The following is a 15242-nucleotide window of genomic DNA, read 5'->3' as shown; positions in this document are numbered from 1 at the left end:
CGAAAAAACAACATAAAATGGCTTATTTAAGTACTGATAAAAAGAAGATTACAGTAAACACCCTATTGCAGATGAAGGCCAACGGCGAGAAGATTGCCCAGCTCACGGCCTACGACTACACTACCGCCAAACTCTTCGACGAGGCCGGAATCGACTCCATTCACGTGGGCGATTCGGGCTCAAATGTTGTTGCCGGCAATGCCGACACACTCCCGATTACCGTCGACGAGATGATTTTTATGGCCCGTGGCGTGGCTCGTGCCTGCAATCATGCGTTCGTCGTGTGCGACATGCCGTTCGGTTCCTATCAGGTAAGCCGTGAGGAAGGTGTGCGCAACGCCGTCAAAATAATGAAGGAGACAGGCGTAGACGCCCTGAAACTCGAGGGTGGTATTGAAATTCTCGATACCGTCAAAGCCATTATCGCGGCCGGTATTCCCGTCGAAGGCCACCTCGGACTGACCCCGCAGAGCATACATAAGTTGGGCGGCTACGGGCTGCGCGCCAAGGAAGAAGCCGAGGCCGAGAAGCTCCTTGCCGACGCCAAGGCCCTCGACGAGGCAGGATGTTTCGGTATCACGCTGGAAAAAGTACCGGCACAATTGGCCAAAACGGTCACCGAGAGCATACACGGCATCACGATTGGAATAGGTGCCGGACCCTACACCGACGGTCAGGTGCTCGTCTACACCGATGCTTTCGGAATGACCGAAGGCTTCAAGCCGAAATTCCAACGCCACTTTGCCGAATTGGGGCAGGGCTTCAAGGATGCCGTCAGTGCCTACTGCAAGGCCGTGAAGACTGTCGACTTCCCAAATGAAAGCGAGAGTTACTAATTCTCAATAAATACTCATTCGTTATGGACACACAGAACACACCAATACATATCCGCTTGTGGCATCGCGACTTCTGGTTCCTCGTCTTTGCCAATTTTCTGCTGTCGACGATTGTCTACATGCAGTTGGCAACACTTGAGCGCCTGCTCGTCACATCAACAGGTATTGGCCTCTCTTCTCTTGCCCAAGGAACGATATTGGGGGTCTACGGTCTCGGAATATTCCTCTTAGGCCCTTACTGCCATTATCTCGTCCAGCGCTACCGCCGGAAACGGGTGTGCCAGACAGCCGTTGCCGGCATGGCGCTCATCAGTTTGCTGCTCCATTTCGTCACTGCCGGCATGAAGGGCTATGCACTCTACGTCACCGGACTTGTCGGAATGTTCTGGTTCGGAGCTTTCTTCGGCCTGGCCCAGATGATACTCTCCAGCACACTGATTATCGACATCACCGAATCGGCCCAGCGCACCGAGGCCAACTACGTGTCGGCATGGTTCCGCCGTTTCGCCATCGCCGCCGGCCCGTTGGCGGCCATCGTCTTCCCTACCGGCACGATAGCCGCTGAACTCAGCATGTATGCCTACGTTGCCGTATTGATACTCATCGGTCTGGCGAAAATTCCGTTCAAAACCCCTGACGAGGACAACCGCGTATTCTGTCTCGACCGATTCATCATGTCGCAGGGCTTCGTCCTCACCATCACCCTTCTGCCCGTCACCATCATCCTTGGAATGTCGGCCGCGTTAGCTATCCACAACCCGATATTCTTCTCGCAGCTCGCCCTCGGACTCCTCCTCGCGCTTATTGCCGAGAAATTTGTCTTCGTCAACGCCGACCTCCAGAGCGAGTTTATAAGCGGATCGCTGCTCATCATCGCGGCCCTTCTGCTCTATCTGACACGCAGCGGAATGCCCGTGGTGGAGCATCTCGCACCCTGTCTCATCGGCATGGGCACAGGACTCGTAGGCAGTCGCATCCTGCTGTTCTTCATCAAGCTTGCTCATCACTGTCAGCGGGGAACGGCACAGAGTTCCTTCTTCCTCTCGTGGGAATTGGGAATAGCCATCGGGCTGTGCCTCGGACTGTGGCTTTCCGACTACAAGACCATTGATACCGTGGGACTAATCCTGGCCATAGCGACTATGATCGTGTACCATTTCTTCACCCATCCATGGTATATGGCCCACAAAAGCCGTTGATTCCGAACTCTTTAAAGAGAAGTATCCCGAATGTCGAAAGACGAAAAAAATATTCCTCGGTGAACGATAACAACTACTAAAACTATAAACTAATTAAATCGATGAACAAGAAAATTCTCAGTCTGCTCTTCCTTCTGCTCCCCCTGACGGCAGCAGCACAACAGTTCACTGCCGTCTACCCACGTTCAGAAGTGAAAGCAGCCACTAAATGGGCCCGCCACAACGCCCCTTGGTCGAAAGGCTTCACGAAGGGCAGTCCGGGCGTTGTCAACATGGCGGAGTTCCGCAACCAGTATGCCAAAGACAGCACCCAGTGGAACGCTCTCTTCCGCTGGCTGCAAACCACTGACCTCCAAGCGCTTCCAAAGGGCAAGCACCCCATTCCCGGTACGTCGCTGACAGCCTCCGTTCAGGACGATGTCAACCGTCCGCTCGCCGAACGCGGGTCAGAGAGTCACCGCAAGAAAGTCGACTTCCAGTTTGTCGTCAGCGGCACAGAGGGCTTTGCACTCCTCGACCACGACGCCTCCACCAAGCCCAACTGCGCCTACGACGAGAAGAAGGATGTCATCCACTACGATTACGATGCCTCGAAAGCATGGGTATTCGCAACGAAAGCCCCACACTTCAACATCTTCTTCCCCGGCGACTGGCATGTGGCTAAAGTGCTGACTAAGAAGAAGGACCAGCACTTCAGGGTGATTGTAGTGAAGATGAAGTATATGGATTAAAAGTGCTACAGGCTGCCGCCGGAAACCGACGCGCCGACACCGCAGACTTACAAACCGTAAACAGCAACACAACGGGCGACTCCTCACTGGAGCCGCCCGTCTGTTTTTGGGAGGAACCGGGACACGACCCGACAATTCAGTTGCAAATGCTGTCATGGAGGATTAACCTCCCGACAAACAATTCAAAGCTATCCAAAACAATCTCTACTTACCTCACAAAAAAGTGTACCTATCTACGTTCTGAACTTGAGTGCCCGTAGTCCCGATTCCTTTAGGGTGCAAAATTATGAATTATTATTCAATCCGTATTGACATCTATTGCCCAATATTTTACCATTTCTCTCATTTTTTCACTTCTTCATGCGCTCTTTCCACAGTGCCGTCATATCCTCGAGAGTCTTGCCCTTGGTCTCCGGCACCAGCTTACCGACAAAGACAGCGGCCACAAAGCAGATAATGCCATAGAGCCCATAGGTGAACCAATGGCCGAAGTCGTCGCCCTTTGTCAGGTGCATGTTAAACATCGGAACGAACGACGACGAAACGATGAAATTGAAAATCCACTGGAAGGCAACGGCAATGGCCGTGGCAGTGCCGCGGATGGTGTTGGGGAAGAGTTCAGCCATATACACCCAGCAGATTGGTCCCCACGAGAACATGAAGCTTGCCGAGTAGACCATCAGTGCAACCATCGTCACAATGTTCAGCGAGCTGTTGCCGAAGGTGAGGGCGACGACAAAGGCTCCTATACCCATACCGATGGAGCCGCTGATCAGCAGTGGCTTACGGCCAATCTTCTCGACGGTGAACACGGCCACGAGGGTGAATGTAATATTGATGACTCCCATTATAACGGTCTGCATCATCGGGTTGCCCATGCCCATATCGGCAAAGATTCGCGGAGCATAGTAGAGCACGGCGTTGATGCCGACAGCCTGCTGGAAGACGGAGAGCATGATGCCGACGAAGACACACATGAATCCGTAGGTGAAGAGTTTCTCGGTCTTTGTGGTCAGCGTGGCCTTGATATCGGCGATAATCTCCTGAGCCTTAGAGAATCCGTTGATGCGCGAGAGCACCGACATGGCCTTCGTATCGCGTCCCGTCATGACGAGATAGCGCGGCGACTCAGGCACAAAGCAGATGAGCAGCGTGAAGAGTCCTGCCGGCACACACTCCGACCCGAACATGTATCTCCACCCCGTGCTGATGCTCCAAGGGTCGCTGCCGGGCATGACCTGTGAGAATCCCTGTCCCACCGACTCGATGATAGGATTGGTATGGTCGCCGAGAATCATGAAATTGACAAAGTAAACGACGAGCTGACCGAAGATGATGGCAAACTGGTTGAACGACACCAGCATACCGCGGATATTGCTTGGCGATATCTCACCGATGTACATTGGGCAGAGCGCCGATGCCATGCCCACACCTATTCCACCGAGAACACGGTAGAGATTGAAGACGATGAGCAGGTTCCACGACGGTTTGCCGTAGGGAAGAAGGCCGAACGTCTCAGGTTCCATGCTGCCCCATGCCGAGATAAAGAAGCAAACACCGGCAAAAATCAGCGACTTCTTACGGCCAAGCCTGCCGGCGAAAAATCCCGACAGGGCTGATCCGATGATGCAGCCGATGAGAGCCGACGACGACGTGAAGCCGTGCATGAAATCGGAATACTTGAAGTCGGGAGCTCCGAGGAAGAAAGCCTGAAGGCCTTTCTCAGCACCCGAGATGACGGCGGTGTCGTAACCGAAGAGCAGACCGCCGAGAACGGCAACCATGACGATGCTCGCAAGATAGCCGCGGCTGCCGTTCTCACTGTGATTGATTTTGTCCATTATTATGTTTAGTTTTTAGTTGAATATTTCTTTGATTTCGTATTTCTAACACTATATAACGTCAGAATAATCAGTTTATTGCCATATTTTATGGATAAAGCAATATTTTTTCATAAGTTTTTTGTACTTTTGTGCCATAATCAACCAAGGTTTATATGAACATAAAGCAGATACTGCAGGACAACACCGGCCGCCATTTCTCCTTTGAGGTGCTGCCGCCGCTGAAGGGCAACGGCACCGGCGCGCTGTTCCGCTCCATAGATAAGTTGAAGGACTTCTCTCCGCTCTTCATCAATATCACCACCCACCACAGCGAGTTCGTCTACCACGAGCGTGAGGACGGACTCTTGGAGAGGCAGAACGTAAGGCGCCGCCCGGGCACCATAGGCGTGGCCGCCGCCATCCAGCAGCGTTATGGCATTCCCGTCTGCCCACATGTCATCTGTTCCGGGGCCACCGCCGACCGCATAGAGTATGAGCTCATCGACTTGCAGATACTCGGCATCGAGAATATCATGCTCCTCCGTGGCGATAAAGCGCGCGAGGACCGACAGTTCACGCCTACTCCAGGAGGCTACGCCCACACCACAGACCTCATCCGTCAGGTCAACAAGTTCAACGAGGGATATTTCGTCGACGGCACACCCATCAAGCACCCGGGCACACCGTTCCACTATGGTGTAGCGGCTTATCCCGAAAAACACGACGAGGCTCCGAACATAGAGCAGGACATCAAGTACCTGAAAATGAAGCAGGACCTCGGAGCCGAATATGCTGTCACGCAGCTTTTCTACGACAATACGAAGTATTTCGACTTCATAAGCAAAGCCCGCGAGATGGGTGTCACCATACCCATAATCCCCGGTATAAAGCCTTTTGCAAAGCTGTCGCAACTCACCGTCGTTCCAAAGACATTCCATTGCGACATTCCCGAGGAGCTCGCCGGGCTGGCCCGCCACTGCACCACCGATGAGGAAGCGAAGGCGTTAGGTGTGGAATGGGCCGTCAGACAGGTGCGCGACCTGTACAGCCATGGTGTCAACAATGTTCATTTCTATACTGTCTCGGCCGTCGACAGCGTGCGCGAGATTGTCAGCCGACTATTAAACGAATGACTTTCGATAACGTTATAGGACAACAGGAGGCCAAGGAGCGCCTCCGGAAACTCGTCGAGGAGAACCGCGTGCCCCACGCCATGCTCTTCACCGGACCGCGTGGAGCAGGAAAGTTGGCGCTCGCCATAGCCTTTGCAAGCTACCTGCTCAACCCCAAGGACAACCCCAACTATGCCAACGCCAAGGCGATGCTCGACAACTACGAGCATCCCGACCTGCACTTCACCTATCCGACGATAAAGCTGCCGTCGATGTCGACCGACTATAAGCCCGTCAGCGACGACTTCGCCCACGAGTGGCACAGCCTGATAACGAAGTCGCCGTATATCACTGCGGCACAATGGATTGCCGAGATTGGCGACGACAAGAAGCGTGCCATCATCACCGCCGGCGAGAGTGAGGCTCTCATCCACAAGCTGTCGATAAAATCGAGTCAGGGACGATACAAGGTATCGATAATCTGGCTGCCGGAGCTGATGAACCTCGAATGTGCCAACAAAATCCTAAAGCTCCTCGAAGAACCGCCTCAGGGAACGGTGTTCCTCATGGTCAGCGAGGAGCCGGAAAAGCTCCTCGAGACTATCCGCAGCCGCACCCAGCGTTTCGATGTCAAGCGCATTGCCGACGAAGATATATGCAAGGCACTCATCGAGCAGCGCGGACTGTCGGACGACGATGCCCACCGCATAAGCCGCATAGCGCACGGAAGCTGGAACGAGGCTCTACAGACAATCGATGCCGGCAACGAGGAGCGGCAGTTCCTCGACCTCTTCGAGACGCTCATGCGACTCTGTTACATGCGCAAGGTTAAGGACCTGAAACGGTGGGCGGAGGCTTGCAGCGCTCTCGGACGCGACAAACAGCGCCGTATGATAGCCTACTTCCAAAGGCAGATAAGGGAGAACTTCATATACAACTTCCACAATCCTGAGCTCAATTATCAGACTCAGCAGGAGGCGGGATTCTCCCGGAACTTCGCCCGCTTCATCAATGAGGCCAATGTCATAGGCATCAACGACCTGTTCCAGCGTGCCTACCGCGACATAGGACAGAACGCCAACGCGAAGATAGTCTTCTACGATATCGCTCTGAAGATGATTGTACTGCTGCTGTCGAAGTAGGTTTCATATTGTCAAATCTTTTCGTAGTACAGTCCAATTTTATTCGTCTCTGTAACAACTTGATACTCAACGACTCTCCAATACATGCCGTTTTGCGTTCCAAAACCGCCTGTTTTAGGACGCAAAAGGGACCGTTTCAGCTTGCGAAACGGTCCCTTTTGCATTGTCATTTGATAGGTATTATATTCGTGTAAAAGTTTTTCTGAATTTTAAACGCCAGTGTGGCGAAAAGTCGTTTGAGGTCGATGGGGATGAGAAACAGACAATAAAATTGTCCATTTGAAATATTATTACTGCCTTGCCGGGCTGTCGCAAGAAATCTGATAGGACGACTGAATTCAGCATTAATAATGCTATATGCGTTGGGAATCAACGATATATTCAGTTGAGGCCGCATACTCAGTCGGATTGCGCAAGAGAGACTGAAGAGACATGAGGACGACCCGATAGCAATAAATTCACATAAAATTACACATTTCGAACATGAATCACTGAGTTACTTTCCCGATTCAATTTTGCGGTATCATCAAAAATTTGATAAAAAAGCCTACAAAAAGTTTGTCAAGAACAAATTTTTATGTATCTTTGCATTAGTTATCCTGAAAGCAATCTTTTTACCTTAAAAATCGGACTAATACCTATTGAATATAAAAGCGGCAACCGTGAAGGTTCCCGCTTTTTGTGTTTCTATATCCCAAGTCGATTGAAAGCACCGTCATCCCCCTCCTGAAACAGAAAATAAAAACGACAAAGGCACGGCAGCAATGGCTGTTATTGCCATACTGTCGTGCCTTTGTCATATCCGGAAATGGGCCCTAAGCGAATGACAGATTGTCAGAGTCGGGCTGTTTATCCACCTTTATCGTGTCGCCGGCGGTAATCTCACCGGAGAGAATCCGCTCGCAGACACCATCCTCGATGTACGTCTGGATGGCCCGTTTCAGCGGGCGGGCACCAAACTGGACATCGTATCCTTTCGTAGCGACAAACTCCTTGGCAGCGTCCGAAACCTCAAGCTTATAGCCAAGGTCACCGATACGCTTGTAGAGTCCGCTGAGCTCGATATTCACAATCTTCTTGATAGCCTCAAGGTCGAGCTGGTCGAAGGTGATAATCTCGTCGAGGCGGTTGAGGAACTCCGGCGCAAACTGGCGGCTAAGACTCTTCTGGATGATGCTGCGCGCATACTCCTTGTCCTTCATCGAGGTCGAGATGCCATTGGCGTTGCCGGCGGTGAAACCTACACCACGGCCGAACTCCTTGAGCTGACGCGTTCCCGCATTCGAGGTCATTATTATCACCGTGTTGCGGAAGTCGACCAGACGGCCGTTGCCATCGGTAAGGCGGCCCTCGTCGAGAACCTGCAGGAGCAGGTTGAAAACGTTGCCATGAGCCTTTTCAATCTCGTCGAGGAGAACGATGGAGTAAGGATGACGGCGCACCTGCTCGGTGAGCTGACCGCCCTCCTCGTAGCCTACGTATCCTGGAGGTGCTCCGATGAGCCGTGAGGTGTTGAAACTCTCGGTGTACTCGCTCATGTCTATGCGGATGAGAGCATCGGCAGAACCGAACATATACTCGGCCAATTTCTTGGCCAAATAGGTCTTTCCGACACCGGTAGGCCCAAGGAACATGAACGCGCCAATGGGATGGTTGGGGTCGCGCAGGCCTACACGGTTGCGCTGGATGGCCTTAACCATCTTGTCGATGGCACCGTCCTGAGCCACAACATCCTTCTTGAGGTTCGCCGCCATGTCGCGCAGACGGATACCTTCCGACTCCTGCATGCGCTGAACGGGTACGCCGGTCATCATCGAGACGACGTCGGCGACGTTGTCGGCGGTAATGGCCGTGCGTTCGGAACTCTCGCCACGCTCCCACTTCAGCTGCATGGAAGCAAGCTGATTCTCGAGTTCAACCTGACGGTCGCGGTAGCTTGCGGCAAGCTCGAAGTTCTGATGCGACACCGCAGCTACCTTCTTCGCCTTGACGCTCTCAAGTTCCTTCTCGGCATCGACAACCTCCTGTGGCACCTCGTCGTGCTGCAGATGAACACGGGAGCCTACCTCGTCGAGGGCATCGATGGCCTTGTCGGGGAAGAAACGATCGGTGATGTAGCGGTCGGTGAGCTTCACACAGGCCTCGAGAGCCTCATCGGTGTAGCTCACGTGGTGGTGATCCTCGTAGCGTCCCTTGATATTCTGAAGTATCTGAAGGGTCTCGTCGGCTGTCGTAGGCTCCACAAGGACCTTCTGGAAACGGCGTTCCAAGGCTCCGTCCTTCTCTATCGAGTTTCGGTATTCGTCAAGGGTGGTTGCTCCGATGCACTGTATAGTGCCACGGGCCAGGGCCGGTTTCAGGATGTTTGCGGCATCCATGGAGCCCGGTGTGCTTCCGGCACCGATGATGGTGTGTATCTCGTCGATGAAGATAATGACGTCGGGATTCTTCTCCAACTCCTGAATCAGACCGCGGATGCGCTCCTCAAACTGACCGCGATATTTCGTTCCAGCCACGATACCGGTCATGTCGAGACTGACGACACGCTTGTTGAACAGTGCCGGACTGGTGCTGTGCTTGACGATAAGCTGTGCGAGGCCTTCAACGATGGCACTCTTTCCCACTCCCGGCTCACCTATTAATATAGGGTTGTTCTTCTTCCGGCGACCGAGAATCTCACAGACGCGCTGAATCTCGTTATGCCGTCCGACAACCGGGTCGAGCTTATTCTCGGCTGCGGCCTGCGTGAGGTCGGTGCTGAAATTATCGAGTATTGGTGTCTTCGACTTCCCGCCGCTCTGACGGCGCGCCGTTGTCGTAGTGCCGTCCTGACGGCTCTGCTGGCCCTGCGACGACTGCGACGACATCAGCGGGTCGTCGTCTTCCTCCTCATCGGGCATTTCCAGACCATCAACGGGATTGTTGGCCTTCTTCTGCAGGGCTGCCGAAGCCAACTCGTAAGTGACATCGTTGTCCTCAAGCACTACTTTTGCCCCATTGTCGATATTGTCGTGAAGGATGGCAAGGAACAGATGCGGCACGTCGACCGTCTGCGAACGCTGCAGACGGGCCTCAAGAACAGCCAAGCGAAGGATGTTGTTGGCCTGGTCGTTGAGCACCATATCGGTGGTGACAAGCATGCGACCCTTGTTAGCCTCGCGTACCCGCTCCTCCAACTCGTGCTTGATATTATCAAGATTAAGGTGAAGTCGGGCGAAAAGGTCCATTACCGGGCCGCTTTTCTCCCGTAGTATACCTAAGAGAAGATGCTCCGGTCCGACGTACGGACTTGACAGCCTTTCAGCTTCCTCTTTGCTGAAAGAGAGTACTTCAGAGACCTTAGGTGAAAACTGATTAATCATAAATAATCCTCCTAATAAATCATTGTTACTAATTAAAGCGCATTGCGCCGTGGTTTCAAAGTATTAGCAAATGGTGTGCCAAAGTACCGAAATGAGAGGCAAAATCACAATGCCTCGTCATCAGGTTTACGTATTGAGGGGTGTCGAGAGGCATGCGGGGCATGGCGTTTTTTCTTCAGCCATGCCTGCTTGCGTAGTTCATAATCAGCGCGTTGGCGCTCAAGATAGTTGTCTGCCATAAGCGGTAGCGGCTCATCGTGCCGCCCATTATTACATATTCTAATGTTTAAAGCTGCTGTAAACGACTGTAATCTTCAGAGCATCAGGGTTGTCGGTGCCACCGAGCAGCCGTGTTGACGACAGCGACATATCGCTCGAGAGATTCACTAACGTCGTGGCATTGCTCGAAGTCTTTGTGGTCTCGAGGGTTACCGGAACGAGAACGACCTTATTCCACTTCTCCGATGTGTTTCCGGCCATACGGTTACGGTACATGGCGTTGACCATTCCGGAGATATTTCCGAAGAGATAGCTGTTCGTTTTCGTCGAATATGTAGCTATGTATGACGTCTTGTAATCGGGCAACTGATGATTTGCGAAGAAGCTGTAGAGGCTGTCGGCGGGTATCATCAGCACTGTCGACGGCAGACTCAGCGAGTAAGCCGACGAATTCTGGTTGACAATGCGTGGGATATTGAGCCGCGCAGTGTTCACGGTGTCATTTTCGTGACCACTCATAATCTCGGCTACAGGAAGCGAAACCTCCGTATAGAGGCCTTCCGGGGTCTTGAGGTAAGTGCAGGAGTTGTCAGCTGCCAACTCCTTCAGCTTGTCGCGGTCGGTCGAGAAGGTCGTAGTCTGGAGCACTTCCTCCGTTCCGGCGAACGAGGAGCTTGCCACTATCGTAGAGTCGGTGGTGACATTGTAGCGGAAATAGTAAAATATGAGGGGCGTGTTTATATACGCCATGCTCCCTATTCCGCCGGTATTCTCGAAGTAGAAGCCGGGAATGACGTCGTGGATGAACTTATAGTTGGAGCTGAACAGCTCGGGATGGGCGTAGAATGTGCGCATAATGTATGTGCCATAGTTATTGTATGTCACGCCATCCTTGGTGTAAGGCTTATTGAGTTTTATCCTGATATTCTTGACATAGTTCTTCACCGACCGCGCCGAATCGCTCACCGTCATATCAGCTAAGGTGTAGGTGCGGTCCTGGCGGAGTCCGTTGGCACTAATCTTCCCGGCCTTCAGAGGGTCGTAGTTGGTAGAGTAGTTGACGCCTTCCTCCATCGGTGAGTCCATGAGATAGGCCCGCATCTTCATCTGCGCGAGCGAATCGCCATAATAATTGTCGAAAGTGAGTTCCAGTTCGCACGAGTCGGCAATGACATTCCCATTGGCGTCGCGACTGACAATCTGACTCTCGTCGGGCAGCTTGTACCCCTCTAAGGTGTGGAACTGCGTCATAAATCCAGCCTTGACGACATCGCCGGTCTCCGGATCCTTGATACGGCCGAGGTAACCGGTGGTGTTTCGGGCCATGATGGAGTCGGCAAGGATGGTGCGCGAGGTGACACTGAACGTGTCGGCCACAACGTTTATCCTGTCGCTCAAGGGCGTCAGTGACGAACCTATATTATCGGTAGTATCGTCGCAGGCGGTGAACAGCAGTGCCAGAGCCGCAACGAAGAGTATTAGCTGCTTTGATTTCATTATGTACTATTTGTCTGAGTTTAAAAGCATCTCATAGAAGTCCTTGTAAGCCGGAGCGTAGTTGTCGGAGTCGGGATGAACGAGCACCGGCTTGTTCTCGGCGTTGGCGTAGTCGATGAGCTGCTGCTTGACGTTTGGACCGGTCTTCACAATACCGTCGGAATAGTCGATGGCGAGCTTGCCGAGTTCATAGAAGTCGAATTTATCACCGTATTTCTCAAGCATTGAGGCGTTGGCATCGCGGAACTCCAGGCATTTCTTGAACTTACTGCCGAAGTCGCCACGGGGCTGGTCGCTGAACATTGAGGTGACGATGCGTGAGTTTGCAAACTGCGGCTCGTCCTTATAGGCTGTGCGGACGTAGAACGGCACGACAGCACTCATCCAGCCCTGACAGTGGATAATATCAGGAGCCCAACGCAGTTTTTTCACCGTCTCGAGCACACCGCGTGCAAAGAAGATGGCACGCTCACCATTGTCGGGATAGTCATTGCCCATCTCGTCCTGCGTCATCTTACGCTTCTGGAAATAGTCCTCATTATCAATGAAATACACCTGGATGCGAGTCTGCTGGATGGAAGCCACCTTGATAATCAGCGGATGGTCGGTATCGTCGATGATAACGTTGATACCTGAAAGACGGATAACCTCATGGAGCTGACCACGTCTCTCGTTGATGTTTCCCCATTTTGGCATGAACGACCTGATTTCATATCCCGCACCCTGCATGGCTGTTGGCAGATCATAGCCAAAGGTCGACATCTCCGACTCTGGTACGTATGGTTTAATTTCCTGATTGATAAACAATACTTTCTTTCCCATTTCTGTATCCGTATAAATACTTCTTCATTATGGCCAAAATATCTAACAAAGACGCGGCCAATAGTCTTTAACTTATTATTCAACGTGCAAAGTTACGAAAAATTTCCCATATTATTTGTCTTTCTCATAAAAATATTGTTACTTTGCACCGGAAATTACAAATTGGCAATGAAAGTATTCGAAAAGATTGTTGATCTTCAGAACGAACTCTTTCTTGTTCGCAAAGAAGGCAAGTCAGTCGGTTTGGTTCCTACGATGGGTGCCCTGCATGAGGGTCACGCCTCGCTCATCCGCCGCAGTGTAAAGGAAAACGACGTAACAGTAGTATCAGTATTCTTGAATCCAACCCAGTTCAACGACAAGGGCGACCTGGAGCGCTATCCGCGCAACCTCAAGGCCGACTGCAAGCTCGTTGAGGGCTGCGGGGCACAGTATGTGTTTGCTCCGTCGGTGCAGGAGATGTATCCGGAACCTGACACCCGTCAGTTCGAGTTTCCTCCTCAGTCGACGGTGATGGAGGGAGCTAAGCGGCCGGGCCACTTCAACGGCGTGTGCCAGGTTGTCAGCCGGCTGTTCTACATCGTACGGCCGAACAGAGCCTACTTCGGGGAGAAGGACTGGCAACAGATAGCTGTAGTGAAGCGCCTCGTCGACTATATCGGCATGGGCAAGACTCTCGAGATTGTTGAGTGCCCTATCGTCCGTGAGAACGACGGACTGGCTATGAGCTCGCGCAACAGCCTGCTGACAAAGGAGGAGCGTGCCATAGCTCCAAACATATACCGCGTACTGAAGGAGAGCGTGGAATACGCCAAGAGCCACACCGTGGAGGAGACTCACGACAAGGTGGTCGCCGACATCAATGCCGTAGACGGACTGGAAGTGGAATATTTCGAGATTGTCGACGGCAACACCCTCCTCGACGTGAAGAGCTGGGACGACAGCGACTATGTAGTAGGGTGCATCACCGTTTACTGCGGCAAGACTCCTATAAGACTCATTGACCATATTAAATATAAGGCCTGATATGCAAATAGAAGTACTGAAATCGAAGCTCCACTGTGTGACAGTGACCGAGGCGAACCTCAACTACATGGGCAGCATAACCATCGACGAGGATCTCATGGATGCCGCAGGGCTCATCGCCGGCGAGAAAGTACAGATCGTCGACAACAACAACGGCGAGCGCCTCGAGACGTATATTATAAAAGGTGAACGCGGTTCAGGCTGTATCTGCCTCAACGGAGCCGCGGCCAGAAAGGTTCAGGTGGGTGATACGGTCATCATCATAGCCTACGCCATCATGGACTTTGAGGAAGCAAAGAACTACAAGCCCATAGTGGTGTTCCCAAAAGCCGGAAACAAATTATAACCCGGCAGCCAAACGAATTGCAATAATACCCTCCTGCGATTATGGATGCTATCACACCATATTCCGGGAGGGTAAAAAGATTCTCATACCTTTTTAATAATATGACTTACAGCAAACCGAAATGTGTCGGCAGAATCGCAGCTTTCTTAGCGATATGCCTTGCGGGCTCACTCTTGGTATCAGCACCATTCTTAGTCCTTCTTTTCAATGGCAACAGTAATACATTCCTTGCCAAATCGGCACCCGACCTCATGGCTTTAGCCTGCTCCGCATTCCTGTTAGTAGCTTTAGCCGTAGAGAACAGGATAGAGAAACTCGATTTGTGGACCTTCAGACAGTCCGGGATTCAGACGAAAACGATTCTCATTTCCATTCTCTTAGGCCTGCTTTGGCAACTATCCATTTATCTTATTTGTCAGCTGAGCGACGCTGCATATCCACATCCCAATACCGTAAGTATCTCCTCGTTGCTCATTTCCATCCTCTCAACAGGATTGTTAGTCCCATTCACCGAAGAAATGCTCTTCAGGAAATGGCTCGTCAGCATGATGGAGAGGGGAAGTTTCAAACCTGCTGCCATCATTATATTAAGTTCGGTGCTGTTCTTCTGTATGCATCTCGGAGACTCGTTTTTTAGAGTCGACACCCTTATCTTCGCGGTACCATTATGCTATATCTACATCAAGTACCACGATATAAGATATTGCGTCATCGCTCATGCCGTCTGCAATTTAGCCGGAATAGCCTTCCCTCTCCTCGCCCATTGATCATTCTATCAACGTCGGAACCACGATAACATGAGCCACACCGATACCGCTTACTCGAGCAGAGTAATAAACTCTCAACATATTGGAGACTTCTTGGCATTCCACAGCAAGTGTCTCTTCGGTTAAGGAGAGGCACTTTTTGCGTTGCAACGGATATGTTTCATGGGATTTGTTATTTCGTTGCAAAGTTATAAAATATTTTTCCCGATTCCACATTTCAGAGGGGCAGAAAGGAGTATAGAATGAGGTATAGAAATGGGAGCAGGACTCTGATTATGAATTCTGCCAGGCTAACCATGTATAAACTAATGTCCCCTGACTTCGTCACTTCTTTGGTTGGATGAATTGTCAATATTGATT

Annotated in this window: 13 protein-coding genes; 8 read left to right on the top strand and 5 right to left on the bottom strand. The window is 51.7% G+C overall.

Annotated elements, in window-relative coordinates:
* Positions 1 to 17: 17 nt before the first annotated feature.
* The 3 genes from panB (at position 18) to LDN30_RS03865 (ending at position 2766) form a co-directional block, all read left to right on the top strand.
* Positions 18 to 836 carry a 3-methyl-2-oxobutanoate hydroxymethyltransferase gene (gene panB / locus LDN30_RS03875; protein WP_223925561.1) on the top strand — a complete coding sequence of 273 codons (819 nt, stop codon included), beginning with the start codon at positions 18 to 20 and terminating at the stop codon, positions 834 to 836.
* 23 nt (positions 837 to 859) lie between these two features.
* Positions 860 to 2035 carry an MFS transporter gene (locus tag LDN30_RS03870; RefSeq protein ID WP_223928759.1) on the top strand — a complete coding sequence of 392 codons (1176 nt, stop codon included), beginning with the start codon at positions 860 to 862 and terminating at the stop codon, positions 2033 to 2035.
* 101 nt (positions 2036 to 2136) lie between these two features.
* Complete coding sequence (locus tag LDN30_RS03865; protein ID WP_223925557.1) at positions 2137 to 2766, top strand: NanQ anomerase/TabA/YiaL family protein; 630 nt, start codon at positions 2137 to 2139, stop codon at positions 2764 to 2766.
* Positions 2767 to 3116: 350 nt separating this feature from the next.
* Here LDN30_RS03865 and xylE read toward each other — a convergent pair whose 3' ends face one another.
* Positions 3117 to 4607 (bottom strand): D-xylose transporter XylE, encoded by a 1491-nt coding sequence (gene xylE / locus LDN30_RS03860; protein WP_373316506.1) that lies wholly within the window; start codon positions 4605 to 4607, stop codon positions 3117 to 3119.
* Positions 4608 to 4762: 155 nt separating this feature from the next.
* On the opposite strand from xylE, the gene LDN30_RS03855 reads away from it, so the two are divergent.
* Positions 4763 to 5722 carry a methylenetetrahydrofolate reductase gene (locus LDN30_RS03855; RefSeq protein ID WP_223925554.1) on the top strand — a complete coding sequence of 320 codons (960 nt, stop codon included), beginning with the start codon at positions 4763 to 4765 and terminating at the stop codon, positions 5720 to 5722.
* Complete coding sequence (locus LDN30_RS03850; protein ID WP_223925552.1) at positions 5719 to 6843, top strand: DNA polymerase III subunit; 1125 nt, start codon at positions 5719 to 5721, stop codon at positions 6841 to 6843. Before LDN30_RS03855 ends, LDN30_RS03850 begins: the two co-directional genes overlap by 4 nt.
* An 815-nt stretch (positions 6844 to 7658) precedes the next feature.
* On the opposite strand, the gene LDN30_RS03845 is transcribed toward LDN30_RS03850, so the two are convergent.
* From LDN30_RS03845 to LDN30_RS03830, 4 genes are all read right to left on the bottom strand, one after another.
* Positions 7659 to 10205: an ATP-dependent Clp protease ATP-binding subunit gene (locus LDN30_RS03845; RefSeq protein WP_223925550.1), complete on the bottom strand. Its 2547-nt coding sequence runs from the start codon at positions 10203 to 10205 to the stop codon at positions 7659 to 7661.
* Positions 10206 to 10309: 104 nt separating this feature from the next.
* Positions 10310 to 10444: a dehydrogenase gene (locus tag LDN30_RS03840; RefSeq protein WP_223925549.1), complete on the bottom strand. Its 135-nt coding sequence runs from the start codon at positions 10442 to 10444 to the stop codon at positions 10310 to 10312.
* A 40-nt stretch (positions 10445 to 10484) separates the two neighbouring features.
* Positions 10485 to 11921 carry a DUF4270 domain-containing protein gene (locus tag LDN30_RS03835; protein ID WP_223925547.1) on the bottom strand — a complete coding sequence of 479 codons (1437 nt, stop codon included), beginning with the start codon at positions 11919 to 11921 and terminating at the stop codon, positions 10485 to 10487.
* A 6-nt stretch (positions 11922 to 11927) separates the two neighbouring features.
* Positions 11928 to 12743 carry a glycogen/starch synthase gene (locus LDN30_RS03830; protein WP_223925545.1) on the bottom strand — a complete coding sequence of 272 codons (816 nt, stop codon included), beginning with the start codon at positions 12741 to 12743 and terminating at the stop codon, positions 11928 to 11930.
* A gap of 168 nt (positions 12744 to 12911) precedes the next feature.
* On the opposite strand from LDN30_RS03830, the gene panC reads away from it, so the two are divergent.
* From panC to LDN30_RS03815, 3 genes are all read left to right on the top strand, one after another.
* Entirely contained in the window at positions 12912 to 13769 is an 858-nt protein-coding gene (panC, locus tag LDN30_RS03825; protein WP_223925543.1) for a pantoate--beta-alanine ligase, read from the top strand.
* Between the two features lies 1 nt (position 13770).
* Positions 13771 to 14115: an aspartate 1-decarboxylase gene (gene panD, locus LDN30_RS03820; RefSeq protein ID WP_223925541.1), complete on the top strand. Its 345-nt coding sequence runs from the start codon at positions 13771 to 13773 to the stop codon at positions 14113 to 14115.
* A 101-nt stretch (positions 14116 to 14216) separates the two neighbouring features.
* Complete coding sequence (locus LDN30_RS03815) at positions 14217 to 14882, top strand: CPBP family intramembrane glutamic endopeptidase (protein WP_223925539.1); 666 nt, start codon at positions 14217 to 14219, stop codon at positions 14880 to 14882.
* Positions 14883 to 15242 lie beyond the last annotated feature (360 nt).

The sequence above is a fragment of the Prevotella lacticifex genome (genome assembly GCF_019973375.1).
Lineage (GTDB): Bacteria > Bacteroidota > Bacteroidia > Bacteroidales > Bacteroidaceae > Prevotella > Prevotella lacticifex.
Note: the sequence above shows the minus strand (reverse complement) of the source record. Positions and strands in the feature narration are given on the sequence as shown.